Genomic DNA, 14,959 nt, shown 5'->3' with positions numbered 1-14,959 from the left:
CCTGTGTGGCCTCCCGCCGGGCAAGGCCCGGCTCCGGCCGGGCACGCGCAGCGCATCGGTCGACCGTAGTCAGGGTGTCACGTGAGCGCGACCGACCGACTGAAGGAGATCCTCGCAAAGCGCATCGTGATCCACGATGGCGCGTGGGGCGTCCTCATCCACCGGAAGGGGCTCTCCGAGGCGGAGTACCGTGGCGAGCGGCTGCGCGAGCACGCGCGCGACGTCAAGGGTGACCCGGATCTCCTCAACCTGACTCGCCCCGACATCGTGGCCGAGATCCACGACGAGTACTTCGCGGCCGGGGCAGATCTCGCGACCACGAACACGTTCACGGCCACGTCGATCGGCCAGTCCGACTACGCGCTCGAGGGCCTCGCGGCCGAGATGAGCCTCGAGGGCGCCCGCCTCGCGCGTCGGGCCGCCGACGAGTGGACCTCGCGGACCCCTGACCGGCCGCGCTTCGTCGCCGGAGCCCTCGGCCCGCTCAACGTCTCGCTCTCCGTGTCGCCGAAGGTCGAGGACGCGGCGTTCCGCTCCGTCACCTTCGGGGAGGTGCGCTCCACCTACGCAGAGCAGATCGCCGCGCTCGCCGAGGGTGGGGTCGACCTGCTCCTCGTCGAGACGATCTTCGACACCCTCAACGCGAAGGCGGCGATCGTCGCCGCAGCGGACGTCGCGCCCGACCTGCCGCTGTGGCTCTCGTTCACGGCGATCGACCGCAGCGGCCGCAACCTCTCGGGGCAGACAGCGGAGGCATTCTGGGTCTCCGTCGAGCACGCGAGGCCGCTCATCGCCGGCGTCAACTGCTCGCTGGGCGCGAGCGAGATGCGGCCGTTCCTCGAGGACCTGTCACGCGTCGCGGACACGTACGTCTCGTGCTACCCGAACGCCGGGCTCCCGAACGCGATGGGCGAGCACGACGAGCAGCCGGGCGACACGAGCCGCTACCTCCGCGCGTTCGCCGAGGACGGGCTCGTGAACATCGTCGGGGGCTGCTGCGGCACGACCCCCGAGCACATCCGTCAGATAGCGGCGGCCGTCGAGGGCATCCCGCCGCGGCGAATCCCGGTGCGGGAGGCACGGACGCGCTGGAGCGGGCTCGAGCCCTTCGAGCTCGGCCCGGACACCGGGTTCGTCATGATCGGCGAGCGGACGAACGTCACGGGCTCGGCGCGGTTCCGCTCGCTCGTCGAGGCCGGCGACCTCGAGGCCGCGGTCGACGTGGCGCTCGAGCAGGTGCGATCCGGCGCCAACGCGCTCGACGTGAACATGGACGCCGACCTGCTCGACAGCGAGCGGACGATGACGCAGTTCCTCAACCTGCTCGCGACCGAGCCCGAGGCGGCACGCCTGCCGATCATGGTCGACAGCTCCCGCTGGCCCGTGCTCGAGGCGGGCCTTCGGTGCCTCCAGGGCAAGGGGATCGTCAACTCGATCTCGCTCAAGGAGGGCGAGGAGATCTTCCTCCGACAGGCGGCCACGATCCGCCGCTACGGCGCCTCCGTCGTCGTCATGGCCTTCGACGAGCAGGGCCAGGCGGACACGGTCGATCGCAAGGTCGAGATCTGCGAGCGCGCCTACCGCCTGCTCACCGAGCAGGCCGGCTTTCCGCCCGAGGACCTGATCTTCGACCCGAACGTCCTCGCGGTCGCGACGGGGATCGAGGAGCACAACGAGTTTGCGAAGGCGTTCATCGAGGCGCTGCCCGCCATCAAGGAGCGCTGCCCCGGAGCGCGAACGAGCGGCGGCATCTCCAACCTGTCGTTCGCGTTCCGCGGCAACCAGCAGGTGCGCGAGGCGATGCACTCTGCGTTCCTCTACCACGCCATCCGCGCCGGGCTCGACATGGGCATCGTCAACGCCGGGCTCCTGATGGTCTACGAGGACATCGAGCCCGAGCTGCTCGAGCACGTGGAGGATGTGATCTGGAACCGGCGCCCGGACGCGACCGAGCGTCTCGTCGAGCTCGCGCGCCGCTTCGAGGGGGGCGAGGCCGCCCGGCGGGAGGAGGACCTCTCCTGGCGCGAGGCACCCGTCGAGAAGCGGCTGGAGCATGCGCTCGTCCACGGGATCGTCGACTTCATCGAGGAGGACGCGGAGGAGGCGCGACAGGCGCTCTCCCGCCCGCTCGACGTGATCGAGGGGCCGCTGATGGACGGCATGCGCGTCGTCGGCGACCTCTTCGGCTCGGGGCGCATGTTCCTCCCGCAGGTCGTCAAGAGCGCGCGGGCGATGAAGCGCGCCGTCGCCTACCTCGAGCCGTTCATGGAGGCGGAGAAGGCCGGCGTCGCCCGGAGCGCCGGGCGCGTCGTGCTCGCAACCGTCAAGGGCGACGTGCACGACATCGGCAAGAACATCGTCGGGGTGGTGCTGGGGTGCAACGGGTACGAGGTGATCGACATGGGCGTCATGGTCCCGGCCGAGCAGATCCTCGACACCGCGCTCGAGCAGGACTGCGACGTCGTCGGCCTCTCGGGCCTGATCACCCCGTCGCTCGACGAGATGGTCGTCGTCGCAAAGGAGATGGAGCGGCGCGGGCTGCAGCTGCCGCTGCTGGTCGGCGGGGCCACGACGTCCCGGCAGCACACGGCTGTCCGGATCGCCCCCGAGTACACGCAGCCGACCGTGCACGTGCTCGACGCGTCGCGCGTGATCGGCGTCGTCGGGGCTCTCCTCGAGCCGGAGCGGCGGGCGACCCTCGACGCCGAGAACCGTGTCGAGCAGGAGCGCCTGCGGGCGTTGCATGCCGAGCGCGAACGCCGGCCGCTGCTGCCCATCCGCGCCGCGCGCGAGCGCCGGACGCCGATCGCGTGGCGGGCCGAGGACCTGGCAGTCCCCGGGTTCTCCGGGTCCCGGGTCGTCGAGCCGGCCCTGGCCGAGCTGCGTGGCTACATCGACTGGACCTTCTTCTTCCACGCCTGGGACCTGAAGGGCCGCTACCCGGCGATCCTCGACCATCCGGAGAAGGGCCATGCGGCCCGGGACCTGTTCGAAGCCGCGACCGCGTTGCTCGACCGGATCGTCGACGAGGACCTGCTCACGGCCCGCGGCGTGCACGGCTTCTGGCGTGCGGCCGCCGACGGGGACGACATCGTGCTCGCCACGGGGAACGGCGACGTCCGCCTCCCGATGCTGCGCCAGCAGGGCGCCCACGACGACTCCCGCCCGAACCGCTCGCTCGCGGACTTCGTGGCCCCTGCCGAGACCGGGCTGGAGGATCACATCGGTGGCTTCGCAGTCGGCATCCACGGAGCCGATGAGCTCGCGGGCTCGTTCGCGGCCGAGGGCGACGACTACAGCGCGATCATGGTCAAGGCGCTCGCCGACCGGCTCGCCGAGGCGTTCGCAGAGTGGCTGCACCTGCAGTCGCGCCGCGACTGGTACGCGCCCGACGAGCGACTCGCGACGGACGACCTCGTATCGGAGCGCTTCCGCGGGATCCGGCCGGCCTTCGGCTATCCCGCGTGCCCGGACCACTCGGAGAAGCCGAAGCTCTTCGGCCTCCTGCAGGCCGAGCGCGCCGGGCTCGCCCTCACGGAGTCGTGCGCCTCGACGCCCGGCTCGAGTGTCAGCGGGCTGTATCTCGCGCATCCGGCGTCGCGGTACTTCTCGATCGGCAGGATCGGCCGCGACCAGGTCGAGGACTACGCGGAGCGGAAGGGCGAGGCGCTCGCCGTGGTCGAGCGCTGGCTCCGGCCGAACCTCGCGTACGACCCGCGCTAGACGCTCGAGGTGGGTCAGGAGCGCGCCGCGCGCAGGCCGCCCCCAACCGCGCGTGCCCATCACCCAGATCGAGCCTCTTGATCCCCAGGAGTACAGTGGAGCGATGCGCGCGCTCGCCGCGTCGATCGCGATCGCGTTCCTGGCAGCCCCTCTGGCGGCGAGCGCTGCCGACGGCCAGCCTCGCAAGGCCCTGACGAAGGCCGGCCAGGAGGCCGCGCGCTCGGTCGTCCTGAAGCGCGGCGATCTCGGCCCGGGCTTCGCACCACATGCACGGGGCAAGGACGAGGGCACCCCGAAGGGGGCGCGCTGCCGCGCACTCGACGAGGACGACCTCACCGTGACGGGCGACGCCGCGTCCCCGGACTTCCGGCTCGCGCAGGGTGCGCTGTTCGTCACCGTCGGCTCGAACGCGCAGGTCTACCGAACCCTTCGGGAGGCGAACACCTCGTGGCGGCGCGGAGCGTCGTCCCAGACGACGACGTGCCTGTCCGACATCGTCCGGCTCTCGGCGGGTCCCGGGCAGAAGATCACCGTCGTCTCGGCGAAGCGCGTCCCCTTCCCGGCGATCGCGCCCAAGACCACCGCGTACCGGCTCGTGCTCACCATCGGCCTGGGCGGAAACCAGCGGATTCGCACCTACGTCGACGCCGTCATCCTCCAGCACGGTCGCATTCAGACCGGGCTCCTGTTCACGTCGGTCGGGAGACCCGTCGCGAGCGTCGACCTGGTCGCGCTCGCCTCGGTGGTGGCGGCGCGAATGGCGAAGGCGGCAGGCCCGAAGGGGCCCGTGGCCTAGCCCGCTCCCCCGGAAGGGTGAGCGCTCACCCTTCCCGGTTGCCGACAAAGAGTGGGCGGTGGACGGGCGGACGACCCTGGCGTTGATCTGCGCCCTGGCGGGGGGCGCGTGGCTGCTGCTCGCCGCCGGAGTGTTGGCGTCCCGAATCGGCTCGCGAACCCGGACCGATCTCGCCGCGATCGCCGGGGAATGGCCGCTCTACGACGAGGGTGACAGGACCCGCAGCCCCACTGGAGCGCGCGAGAGCGAGACGCGAATGCTCCTCGAGCGCGGCCTTCGCAGCGACGAGCAGGACGTGCGCGTCGCCAGCATCACGGCGCTCGCCGGCCTTGCCGACCGGTACGAGTGGGCGATCGACGGTCTCGTCGAGGCGCTTGCGAGCGGCCTGGAGAGCCCGGTTCGGGTCGCGGCGCAGCTCGACCGGCTCGCGCCGCGTCCCGGCAGGCGATTGACGCCACTCCTCGGGCACCCGAGCGACGCCGTTCGCTTCATCGCCGTCCGGCTGCTCGCGCGCTACCCGACGCTGGCGGGGCTGCATGTCCCCGATCTGACACGGGACCCGGCTCCCAGGGTCCGCGCCGCTGCGCTCGAGACCCTGCGCGCCGCGCATTCCGCGGAGGCACTGCGATGCTCGCTCCAGCTCATCGGCGATCCGCAGCCGCTCGTACGCGCGCATGCCTGTCGCACGGCGGTCGCAATCGCCGGGCCGGTCACGGCCCCGTACGTCGCCCCTCGCCTCGCCGACGATTCGTGGTGGGTGCGCGAGGCCGCCCGGGAGGCGCTCGTCGGCATCGGACGGGACGTCGCGCTCGTCGTCGAGCCGCTGCTCGAGAGCGACGATCCGGTACTGCAGATGGGTGCTGCGCTCGTGCTCCAGGACATCGGTCCGGTCGACGACCAGCGGGGTGAGAGGTCGTCGGACGGTGAGCTCGGAAGGATCGTCGCCGCCGGCGGCCGCCGCCTCCACGAGGCCGCGGCCGAACGGGCGCGTCGCGGGGTAGGGGTCGACGGACGGACGTGGCCACTTGCCGAGGCCTCGCCTTGACCGCAGAGGCCCTCCTCCAGGGCCTGGTGGTCGGCTGCGCTGCCTACCTCGTCCTCCTCTACGCGACCTACCTGGCGCTGATGCTGGTCGGGTTCGTCGAGAGCCGAAGGACGAGGCGGGAGCTGCGCATCGACGATCTCGCCGTTCTCGGTGGCTCGCGCTTCTCTCCCTCCGTCAGCGTTGTCCTTGCCGCCTACAACGAGGCTGTCGCCCTCCCGCACGCGGTTCGGTCGCTCCTCGAGCTCGACTACGCCGAATTCGAGGTGATCGTCGTGAACGACGGCTCGACCGACGACACGCTGGAGCGACTCGTCGAGGCGCTCGAGCTCGTATCGGTGGAGGCGACGTCGCGTGGCGTCGTCGCGACCGAGCGGATCGCCGCGTACTACCGGTCCTTCCGTCATCCCCGACTCCTCGTGATCGACAAGGCCAACGGAGGGAAGGCCGATGCCTTGAACGCGGGGCTCAACCACTCTCGTTTTCGGTACGTCTGCGGGGTCGACGCGGACATGGTCTTTGCGCGGGACGCGCTTTCGCGCGCAATGCGCGCGATCACGCGCGATCCGGCGAGGATCGTCGGCCTGACGAGCTTCGTCGAGATCGCCGAGGACCCGTCGCGAGCCCTCGTCGGGGGCGTCGAGTACGACATCCCCGAATCGAAGCCGCTGATCGCGTACCAGACGCTCGACTACCTGCGCGCGTTCTACAACAACCGAATCGCATGGTCGCGCTTCGATTTCATGCTCTGCGCGATCGGCGCATTCCAGGTGTGGAGACGTGACCTCCTGGACGAGCTCGGCGGGTGGTCGCGCGACTACACGTGCGAGGACATCGAGCTCACCTTCCGTGTGCACAGAACTCTGCTCGACGCGAAGCGGCCCTACAGAGTCGTCTGCCTGCCCGATCGCGTGGGCGTGACCGAGGGGCCTGACACGGTCCGGAAGCTCGTCGCGCAGAGGGAACGATGGCAGCGGGTGATCCTCGAGACGTGGTGGGCGTACAGGCACATGAGCTTCAACCGCCGGTACGGGGCCGTCGGACTCGTCGGCATGCCGTTCTATCTCCTCTCCGAGATCGTCGCCCCCGTGTTCGAGCTGACCGCGATCGCGACGCTGTTCGCCGGTGCCGCGACCGGTCTCGTGGACTGGTGGCACTTCGTGTTCGTCACGGCCGCGATCACGCTCGTGAACAGCGCATTCAACGCCGGCGCACTCCTGATGAGCGACCTCAATGCGCCGGTCTACCGGTTGGGTGGGATGCTGCGGCTGCTCATGCTGATGCCGCTCGAGCTGCTCGTCTACCGCCCGATCATGGCGTGGGCGCGGGTCAAGGGCACGTGGCGCTTCCTGCGCGGGGACCGGGCATGGCACAAGTTCGAGCGGAACGTCCGGGTCGAGGCGGCATGAGGCTGCCGGCCGCCGCACGGACGAAGGAGGACGCGCTGCTCCTCGGCATTGCGGCCGCCGCGGCTGCGGGCGCAATGGTGGCGGTCAGGGAGGCGATGCCGCCGAGCCTCGGCCTCTGGATCGCGACCGCGGCCGCGCTCGCGCTCGCGCTCGCCGCGGTGTTCGCGTTCTGGCTCGGTGGAGAGGCCCGCCGCGTGGTGGGCGCGACGCTGTTCGGCGAGTGGGAGGCCGCCCGCACCCTGCTCTCCGCGATCCCCGACGGCCTGCTCCTCGTCCACGACGGGCGCGTGCTCTCCGTCAATCGCCGTCTCTGTGAGCTGCTCGGCTTCGAGCGGGAGGAGCTGCTCGGAGCCGCAGCGCCCTTCCCGTTCTGGCCGCCGGAGCACCGGCACGAGATCGAGGCCTGGCACGCCGCGCTCGGGAAGCTGGGCGACCACGACGCCGAGCTCACCTTCCGGCACCGGAACGGGGATCGCATCCGCGTGCTCGTGGCGGGGCGAACGGTCGCCGACCGACGGGGTACCGCCCGGTACCTGGTCACTGTCCGCGACGTCTCGGACAGCTACCGGCGTGAGCGGCGCCTCGCCGAGCTGTCCACGCGTGACCGCGAGACCGGGCTGCTCGACCGGCGTGAGTTCGAGATTCGCCTCGGGGACGCCGTGCGGAGGGCGTTGACCTCGGGAGCGAACGTCACCGTCGCGCTCGCCGTGCTCTCCGTCGACGGCCGCACGGGGCAACAGGTCTTCTGCCGGCCCGAGGGGCTGGTGGCGGTCGAGCGACTCCGGGCGCTCGTGCGCGCGGGCGACGAGCTCGCACGCACGCGCGAGGACGAGCTGGCGTGGATCCTCTCCGACACGGACGCCCACGGGGGCGTCGGCGCGGTCGCGAGGGCGCGGACAGACCTCGCCGTGCTCGACGGCGTCGCGCTGACGGCCGGCATCTGCGACCTCGCGACCGCGGGCGACCCGCTCGCGCTCTACGCCTTCGCCGACCGCGCGCTCGAGACGGCGCGCCGCCGGGGCATCGGGGCGACTGCGGAGTTCGCGGCACCCGCCTCATCGCCGGCCTCCTGACCCGCCGCACGGTCTCGCACTGGCGTTTTCGGCCACTGTTCCGCGTCGCGCGCCGGTGGTAGCGTCGGGCCGTGCTCGACGGAGCGACCGGCCGTCTGTCTCTCCTCCGCCGCAACCGCGACTTCGCGCTGCTCTTCTGGGCGACCGCAGGCTCGGCGGTCGGGACGTACCTCGCGGCACTCGCGCTCTCCGTCCACATCTTCGACAACACGGGATCCGGCCGCTGGCTCGCCGCCCTGCTGATCGCGGACTTCCTCCCGATCGTCGTGATCGGGCTGACGCTCGGCCCGCTCGTCGACCGCCTCTCCCGGCGCCGGCTGATGGTCGTCTCGGACCTCGTCAGGGCGGGAACGTTCGCCGCGCTGCCGTTCGTCGACCGTCCCGCGGTGATCGTCGCGCTCGCGGGGGTGAACGGCATTGCGACGGGCTTCTTCCGGCCCGCCGTGTGGGCGGGCCTCCCGAACCTCGTCACGGACGAGGAACGGGAGCAGGCGACCTCGCTCCTCTCGACCGTGGAGCACCTCGCCTGGACGATCGGGCCGGCCGCAGCCGGGCTGCTGCTCGCCGCATCCGGCGCGGACATGGCCTACTGGGTGAACTGCGTCACGTTCCTCGTCTCGGCCCTGCTGGTCGCGCGGATCCCGGCAAACGCGCTTCGCTCCGACGAGCCGATCACCAAGGGCCACTGGAGCGACCTCCGCGAGGGGATCGGCCTCGTTCTGAGCTCCCGGCACCTCGTCACGGTGCTCGTCGTGTGGAGCACCGCTGCCGCCGCCACGGCCTGCGTCAACGTCGCGGAGGTCGTGCTCGCGAAGGACGACCTCGACGCCGGGAACGTCGGGCTCGGCTTCCTCGTCAGCGCAACCGGCGTCGGCCTCGTGATCGGGAGCTTCTTCGCAGCCTCTGCCCTCGCCGCGTTGGGCATGACACGCGTCTACGGCGGGGCGCTGAGCCTGATGGCCGTCGGCTTCGGCTTGGCGGCCGCCTCGCCGACCATCGTCGTGGCGGCACTGCTCGCGGCGATCGCGACGATCGGGAACGGCGCCGCGATCGTCTGCAACCAGGTGCTCGTCCAGCGCGGCGCACCGGATGCGATGAGGGGGCGCGCGCTGTCCGTCCTGATGTCGGTCTACTACGCGGTGCTCGGGGTCTCGATGGCGGGCGGCGGGTTGCTCGTCGACTACTGGGGCGCGAGGGCCGCATGGGGGCTCGCAGGGTGCGTCTACCTCCTCGCCGCGCTGATGGCGTTCGCGCTCACGCGCCGGATTCCCGAGGCCGCGGGGTCCGAAGGGGCCGGCGACGGGCCCGCGGGGCTCGCGCGGATCAGGTCGTTGATGGACGAGATCGAGGACACCCGCCGACGCGAGCAGCAGCGCGCGAAGGCGGACCTGGCCGTCGTCGCGACCCGCGACGCGGAGGGCCGACCGGCGCCCTAGAGTCCCTCGGGTGGCACGCCGCGGCTGGAGGCAGGACGAGCTCGTCACCGGCGTCCTCGCCGGGGATCGCCGGGCGCTCGCACGCGCGATCTCGTTGGTCGAGGACCGTGCCCCGGCGGCGGAGGAGATCGTCCGGCGGGTGTACCCGGACACCGGCCGGGCGGCGTCGATCGGAGTGACCGGCCCTCCCGGCGTCGGCAAGTCCTCGCTCGTGAGCGCTCTCGTCGGCCATGTGCGTGGCCTGGATCGGAGCGTGGGGGTCGTCTCCGTCGACCCTTCCAGTCCGTTCACGCAGGGCGCCCTGCTCGGCGACCGGATCCGCCTGGCCGATCACTTCCTCGACCCCGACGTCTACATCCGCTCGATGGGCACGCGAGGGCACCTCGGCGGGCTCGCCGAGGCCACCCTGCAGACACTCCTGCTCGTCGACGCCTCCGGGAAGGACGTCGTCTTCCTCGAGACGGTCGGCACCGGGCAGAGCGAGGTCGAGGTGATCGGCCTCGTCGACGTCGTGCTCCTCGTCCTGATGCCCGGCTCCGGCGACTCCGTCCAGGCCCTCAAGGCCGGGATCATGGAGATCCCCGACGTGATCGCGGTCAACAAGATGGATCACCCGGCGGCCAAGACGATGCTGCAGGAGGTGCGCTCGATCGTGGCCCTCGACCCGGTACGGGAGCGGCGGCCGCCGATCCTGCTCACCGAGGCGCTCCGCGGCGAAGGCGTGCCGGAGCTCTGGGGCGCGCTCGAGGAGCGGCGCCGCGGGCTCGCAGAGCGCGGCGAGCTCGAGCAGCGGCGGCGGCGCAACCTGAGCGGGGAAGTCGAGGCGCTCGCGGTCGCGCGGCTTCGTCAGCTCGCGCGGCGGGCGATGACCGAGGACCCCGCGGTGCGGGAGCTCGTGGAGGGTGTGCAGCGGCGTGAGGTGGACCCGCTGGCCGCGGTCGGCGCGGTCGTCGACGCGGTCACGCGGGGGCCTGCCTCGTGAGCGACCGCCCGACCGTCGACGACGTCCGCGCCGCCCAGGAACGACTCCACGGCGTCGCGCGCGTGACACCCGTCTACTCGTCCGAGACACTCTCGCGGCTGGCGGAGCGGCCGGTGCTGCTCAAGGCCGAGAACCTCCAGCGCACGGGAGCCTTCAAGATCCGCGGCGCGTACAACACGATCGCGCAGCTGTCCAGCGAGGAACGGGGCCGGGGCGTCGTGACCGCGAGCGCGGGGAATCACGGCCAGGCGGTCGCGTGGGCGGCGAGGGAGGCCGGCATCGCCGCGACGATCGTGGTGCCCGAAGCCGCGCCGATGGCGAAGGTCGAGGCAGCCCGCAGCTACGGCGCGAACGTGGAGCTGGCGGGCGAGGGATTCGACGACACCCTCGCGATCGCGCGGGAGCGAGAGGCGGAGACGGGTGCGACGTTCGTGCACGCCTTCGAGGACCCGCGCGTGATCGCCGGCCAGGGCACGCTCGGCCTCGAGCTGACCGGACAGCTCCCCACCGGGGAGGCCGTAGTGGTGATCCCGGTGGGCGGAGGTGGGCTCGCGGCGGGCATCGCGATCGCGCTCCGTGCGCTGCGCCCGGAAGTCAGGCTGGTCGGCGTCCAGTCGGCCGCATGCGCGCCGTTCGCCGGGCGCGAGCCCACGGGCACCACGATCGCCGACGGGATCGCTGTGAAGCACCCCGGCGTGCTCACCCGCCCGATTCTGGAGGACCTCCTCGATGACGTCGTCGTCGTCGACGACGAGGAGATCTCGCAGGCGATCGTGCTCCTGCTCGAGCGCTCGAAGCTGGTCGTCGAGGGAGCAGGGGCGGCGCCCGTGGCCGCGATCCTGGCGGGACGCGCGGGCGGTCAGGGCCCTGCGTGCGCCGTCCTCGCCGGTGGGAACATCGACGCCACAACGATGAGCTCGGTGATCCGCTACGGGCTGACGGCGTCCGGGCGGTACCTCGTCGTCGCACTGCTGATCCCCGACCGGCCGGGCGAGCTGGCCCGCATCGTGGGGCTGATCGCTGCGCAGCGCGCGAACATCCTGGCGATCCAGCACCATCGCGAGGGACGCAACATCGGCGTGCTCGAGACCGAGGCCGAGCTGACGCTCGAGACCCGCGACGAAGAGCACTCCCAGCTGCTGATCCGGGCGCTCGCGGACGGGGGGTACACCGTCCGTCGCTTGCGCTGATTCCTGTTCGCAAGGCGGAATCCGCAGGAGCGGATTCCGCCGCTCGGATCCCCGCCTGCGGCGGGGCGGATCCCTGAAGGCGGCGGCTTCCCGCCGCAACTACCTCTGCTGATCCGGGCGCTCGCGGACGGGGGGGTACACCGTCCGTCGCTTGCGCTGCCTGTTCGCCCTCGAAATCGCCTGGATCGAGGACGACCGGGCGGAATACACTCGCCGCGTGATCGCCTGCTCGCACTGCGGCCGCGAGAACCCGGACGATTCACGGTTCTGCAACACCTGCGGAGCAGTGCTGGCCGCCGGGACGCGAGCGACGGAGGAGCGGAAGGTCGTCACCGCGGTCTTCGTCGATCTCGTCGGGTCGACGGCGCGCGCGGAGCAGCTCGATCCCGAGGACGTCCGCGCGCTCCTGCGCCGCTACCACGAGACGCTACGGCGCGACCTGGAGCGCTACGGCGGCACGGTCGAGAAGTTCATCGGCGACGCCGTGGTCGCCGTCTACGGCGCGCCGGCGGCGCACGAGGACGATCCCGAACGCGCCGTCCGCGCAGCGCTCGCGGTGCGCGACTCCATCGCGGAGCTGAACGAGCGAGACGATACGCTCGATCTCCACGTGCGGATCGGCGTCGCGACCGGCGAGGCGCTGGTCACCGTCGACGCGACGCCCGCGGCAGGGGAGTCGATGGTCGCGGGTGACGTGATGAACACCGCCGCGCGGATCCAGGCGGCCTCTCCGGTCGACGGGATCCTCGTCGGGGCTGCGACCCAGCGCGCGACCGAGCGGATGATCGTCTATCGGCCACACGATGCCGTCGCCGCGAAGGGCAAGGCCGAGCCGATCGAGGTGTGGCAGGCGATCGAGGCCCTCGGTCGGGTCGGCGAGCTGGGCGGCGACCCCTCCATGCCACTCGTCGGCCGCGAGCACGAACGTGCGCTCCTGCTGGGCGCCTTCGCACGGGTCCGGGTCGACCGCTCGCCGCAGCTGGTGACGCTCGTGGGCGTCCCGGGGATCGGCAAGAGTCGGCTCGTGGCAGAGCTCGGCGAGGCGGTGGCCGACGACGAGGAGATCATCGCGTGGCGGTACGGCCGCTGCCTGCCGTACGGCGAGGGCGTCACCTTCTGGGCGCTCGGAGAGGTCGTCAAGGCCCAGTGCGGCATCCACGAGAACGACACGGCCGCGGTCGCCGGCCAGAAGCTCGGCCGGGCCGTCACCGACCTCATCCCCGAGGGCGAGCGCCGTTGGGTCGAGACGAGCCTGCGACCTCTCCTGGGGCTCGCACCCGAGGACGTGGGCATGCAGGATCGCCGCGCGGAGCTGTTCGCCGGGTGGCGAATGTTCCTCGAAGGGCTCGCGGCCCGGCGCCCGCTCGTAGTCGTGATCGACGACCTGCAGTGGGCCGACGACGGCCTCCTGGATTTCGTGGACGGGCTCGTCGACCTCGTCGAGGGGGTGCCGCTCTTCGTGGTCTGCTGTGCACGGCCCGAGCTGCTCGAGAGACGGCCCGACTGGGGCGGAGGGAAGCGAAACGCCCTGACCGTGTCGCTCGGCCCGCTCTCCGTCGAGGAGACGGAGCACCTCGTCGAGTCGCTCCTCGGACGGGATCCGGCGGACGTGGACCTGCGGGCGAGGGTGGTCGAACGCGCCGCGGGGAACCCGCTGTACGCCGAGGAGCTCGTCCGTGTGCGGACGTCCGGTGGGACGACATCGGGGTTGCCGGACAGCATCCTCGGAATCGTCACGGCCCGCGTCGACCTCCTTCCGCCCGCCGAGAAGGAGCTGCTGCGCGACGCCGCGGTCATGGGGGCGGTCGTCTGGTCGGACGGGCTCCGCGTCGTCTCCGGCCGCGAGGCGGAGCAGGAGGTGGCCGACCTGCTCCGCTCGCTCGGGCGCAAGGAGTTCCTGCGTCGCGAGCGGCACTCGGCCGTCGCGGGGGCGACGCAGCACGCGTTCGTCCATACCCTCGTGCGTGACGCCGTGTACGCGCAGTTGCCTCGCCCGGACAGGGTCGAGCGACACGTGCGGGTCGCGAGATGGATCGAGTCGCTCCCGGAGGACCGGCGAGAGGACCGCTCGGAGCTGCTCGCCCACCACTACGTCGAGGCGATCGGGCTCGCTCGCAGCGCCGGCCTGGACGCGGCCGAGCTCGAGCCTGCGGCCGGCGCGGCGCTGCGCGAGTCCGGCATGAGAGCATTTGCGATCGGCGCCTATCCCGCGGCAGCCCGTGCGCTCCGGGATGCGGCCGCCTTGACGCCGGACGGTCTCGACCCCCGCGCGCTTCGTGCCCTCGGCAAGGCCCTCGTGTTCGCGGAGCAGGGGGGAGCCGACGAGCTTCAAATGGCGTTCGAGCGGTCCGTCGCGGCCGGGGCGCACGCGGAGGCCGCCGTGGCCGGCGTCGACCTCGCACACTCCCACTGGCAGCACGGCGACGGCCAGGGCACGGCGGATTGGGCGGCCCGGAGCCTCGAGCTCGTCGAAGGTGCCTCGCCGTCCCCCGAGCACGCGCATGTGCTCGCGCAGGCCGCACGGTTCCAGATGCTGGCGGGCGATCAGGAAGCCTCGATTCCAACCGCCGAGCGGGCGATCGAGCTCGCCGAAAGGTTCGATGCGCAGTCCGCCCGAGCGTCTGCTCTCATCACCCGGGCGACCGCGCGCGCGAGCGTGGGCGACTACGCGAGGGTGATCGAGGATCTCGAGGAGGCTCGCGTCCTGACGCTGAAGCACGACCCCACCGAGGTCAGCCGCGCCTACATCAACCTGAGCAGCATCCTGCTCGACCTCGGCGATCTCGTCGGGGCGATGTCCGCGGCTCGGGAGGGTCTCGTCCACAACGAGCGAACCGGAACGGCGGGTGGGGCCGGAGGCTTCGTCTACGGCAACCTCTGCGAGACCTGCTTCCTGTCCGGCGCGTGGGACGAAGCGGTCGAGATCGCCGACGCAGAGCTCCAGCGAGCCCTGAAGGTCGGCGGGCTCTACTACGAGCCGTTCTTCGTGTTCGTGATCTCGGAGCTCGGCCTCGTCCGGGAGGGCCTCACTGCGGAGGCGGCCGACTCCGCACGGCGACAGGTTGAGCTCGCATACGACCGGGGGGACGACCAGGCCGTGATGCCGATCGTCGCGGCCGCCGCCTGGACGCTCGCTCGTGCAGGGCGCGCCGACGAGGCCTCGTCGTTGCTCGACGACCTCCTCGACCGCCGTCGGGCGAACCCACATGGCTTCATGCCCGGCTACTGGATCCTTCTCGCCTCCCTCGCACTCGAGCGTGTCGGTCGGAGCGGGGCGCTCGGATCGCTCGACGAGCCGCCCGGCTCGC

At 71.8% G+C, this 14,959-nt stretch carries 9 protein-coding genes; all 9 read left to right on the top strand.

Going from position 1 to position 14,959, the window contains the following annotated elements; translation table 11 throughout:
• Positions 1–81: 81 nt before the first annotated feature.
• Positions 82–3,723 (top strand): methionine synthase, encoded by a 3,642-nt coding sequence (metH, locus tag VFO26_RS04190; RefSeq protein WP_325113631.1) that lies wholly within the window; start codon positions 82–84, stop codon positions 3,721–3,723.
• A 103-nt stretch (positions 3,724–3,826) separates the two neighbouring features.
• Complete coding sequence (locus tag VFO26_RS04185; RefSeq protein WP_325113630.1) at positions 3,827–4,519, top strand: hypothetical protein; 693 nt, start codon at positions 3,827–3,829, stop codon at positions 4,517–4,519.
• Between the two features lie 58 nt (positions 4,520–4,577).
• Positions 4,578–5,564 carry a HEAT repeat domain-containing protein gene (locus tag VFO26_RS04180; RefSeq protein ID WP_325113629.1) on the top strand — a complete coding sequence of 329 codons (987 nt, stop codon included), beginning with the start codon at positions 4,578–4,580 and terminating at the stop codon, positions 5,562–5,564.
• Positions 5,561–6,970: a glycosyltransferase family 2 protein gene (locus VFO26_RS04175; RefSeq protein ID WP_325113628.1), complete on the top strand. Its 1,410-nt coding sequence runs from the start codon at positions 5,561–5,563 to the stop codon at positions 6,968–6,970. The genes VFO26_RS04180 and VFO26_RS04175 overlap by 4 nt, the downstream gene beginning before the upstream one ends.
• A complete protein-coding gene (locus VFO26_RS04170) occupies positions 6,967–8,043 on the top strand; it encodes a PAS domain S-box protein (protein ID WP_325113627.1) in 1,077 nt (358 codons plus the stop codon). Before VFO26_RS04175 ends, VFO26_RS04170 begins: the two co-directional genes overlap by 4 nt.
• Before the next feature lie 71 nt (positions 8,044–8,114).
• Positions 8,115–9,479 carry an MFS transporter gene (locus VFO26_RS04165; protein WP_325113626.1) on the top strand — a complete coding sequence of 455 codons (1,365 nt, stop codon included), beginning with the start codon at positions 8,115–8,117 and terminating at the stop codon, positions 9,477–9,479.
• 10 nt (positions 9,480–9,489) lie between these two features.
• Positions 9,490–10,461 carry a methylmalonyl Co-A mutase-associated GTPase MeaB gene (meaB, locus tag VFO26_RS04160; RefSeq protein WP_325113625.1) on the top strand — a complete coding sequence of 324 codons (972 nt, stop codon included), beginning with the start codon at positions 9,490–9,492 and terminating at the stop codon, positions 10,459–10,461.
• Positions 10,458–11,651: a threonine ammonia-lyase gene (gene ilvA / locus VFO26_RS04155; protein ID WP_325113624.1), complete on the top strand. Its 1,194-nt coding sequence runs from the start codon at positions 10,458–10,460 to the stop codon at positions 11,649–11,651. The genes meaB and ilvA overlap by 4 nt, the downstream gene beginning before the upstream one ends.
• A 217-nt stretch (positions 11,652–11,868) precedes the next feature.
• Positions 11,869–14,959 (top strand): AAA family ATPase (locus tag VFO26_RS04150; RefSeq protein WP_325113623.1); only part of this gene is annotated, 3,091 nt, incomplete at its 3' end.

The sequence above is a fragment of the Gaiella sp. genome (assembly GCF_035710885.1).
GTDB lineage: Bacteria > Actinomycetota > Thermoleophilia > Gaiellales > Gaiellaceae > Gaiella.
This window is presented reverse-complemented; position numbering and strand designations above follow the sequence as displayed.

What these genes read in the sequence shown, in the direction of transcription:
- VFO26_RS04185 (WP_325113630.1), top strand. Translation starts at nt 3,827, where the DNA reads ATGCGCGCGCTCGCCGCGTCGATCGCGATCGCGTTCCTGGCAGCCCCT.
- VFO26_RS04170 (WP_325113627.1), top strand. Translation starts at nt 6,967, where the DNA reads ATGAGGCTGCCGGCCGCCGCACGGACGAAGGAGGACGCGCTGCTCCTC.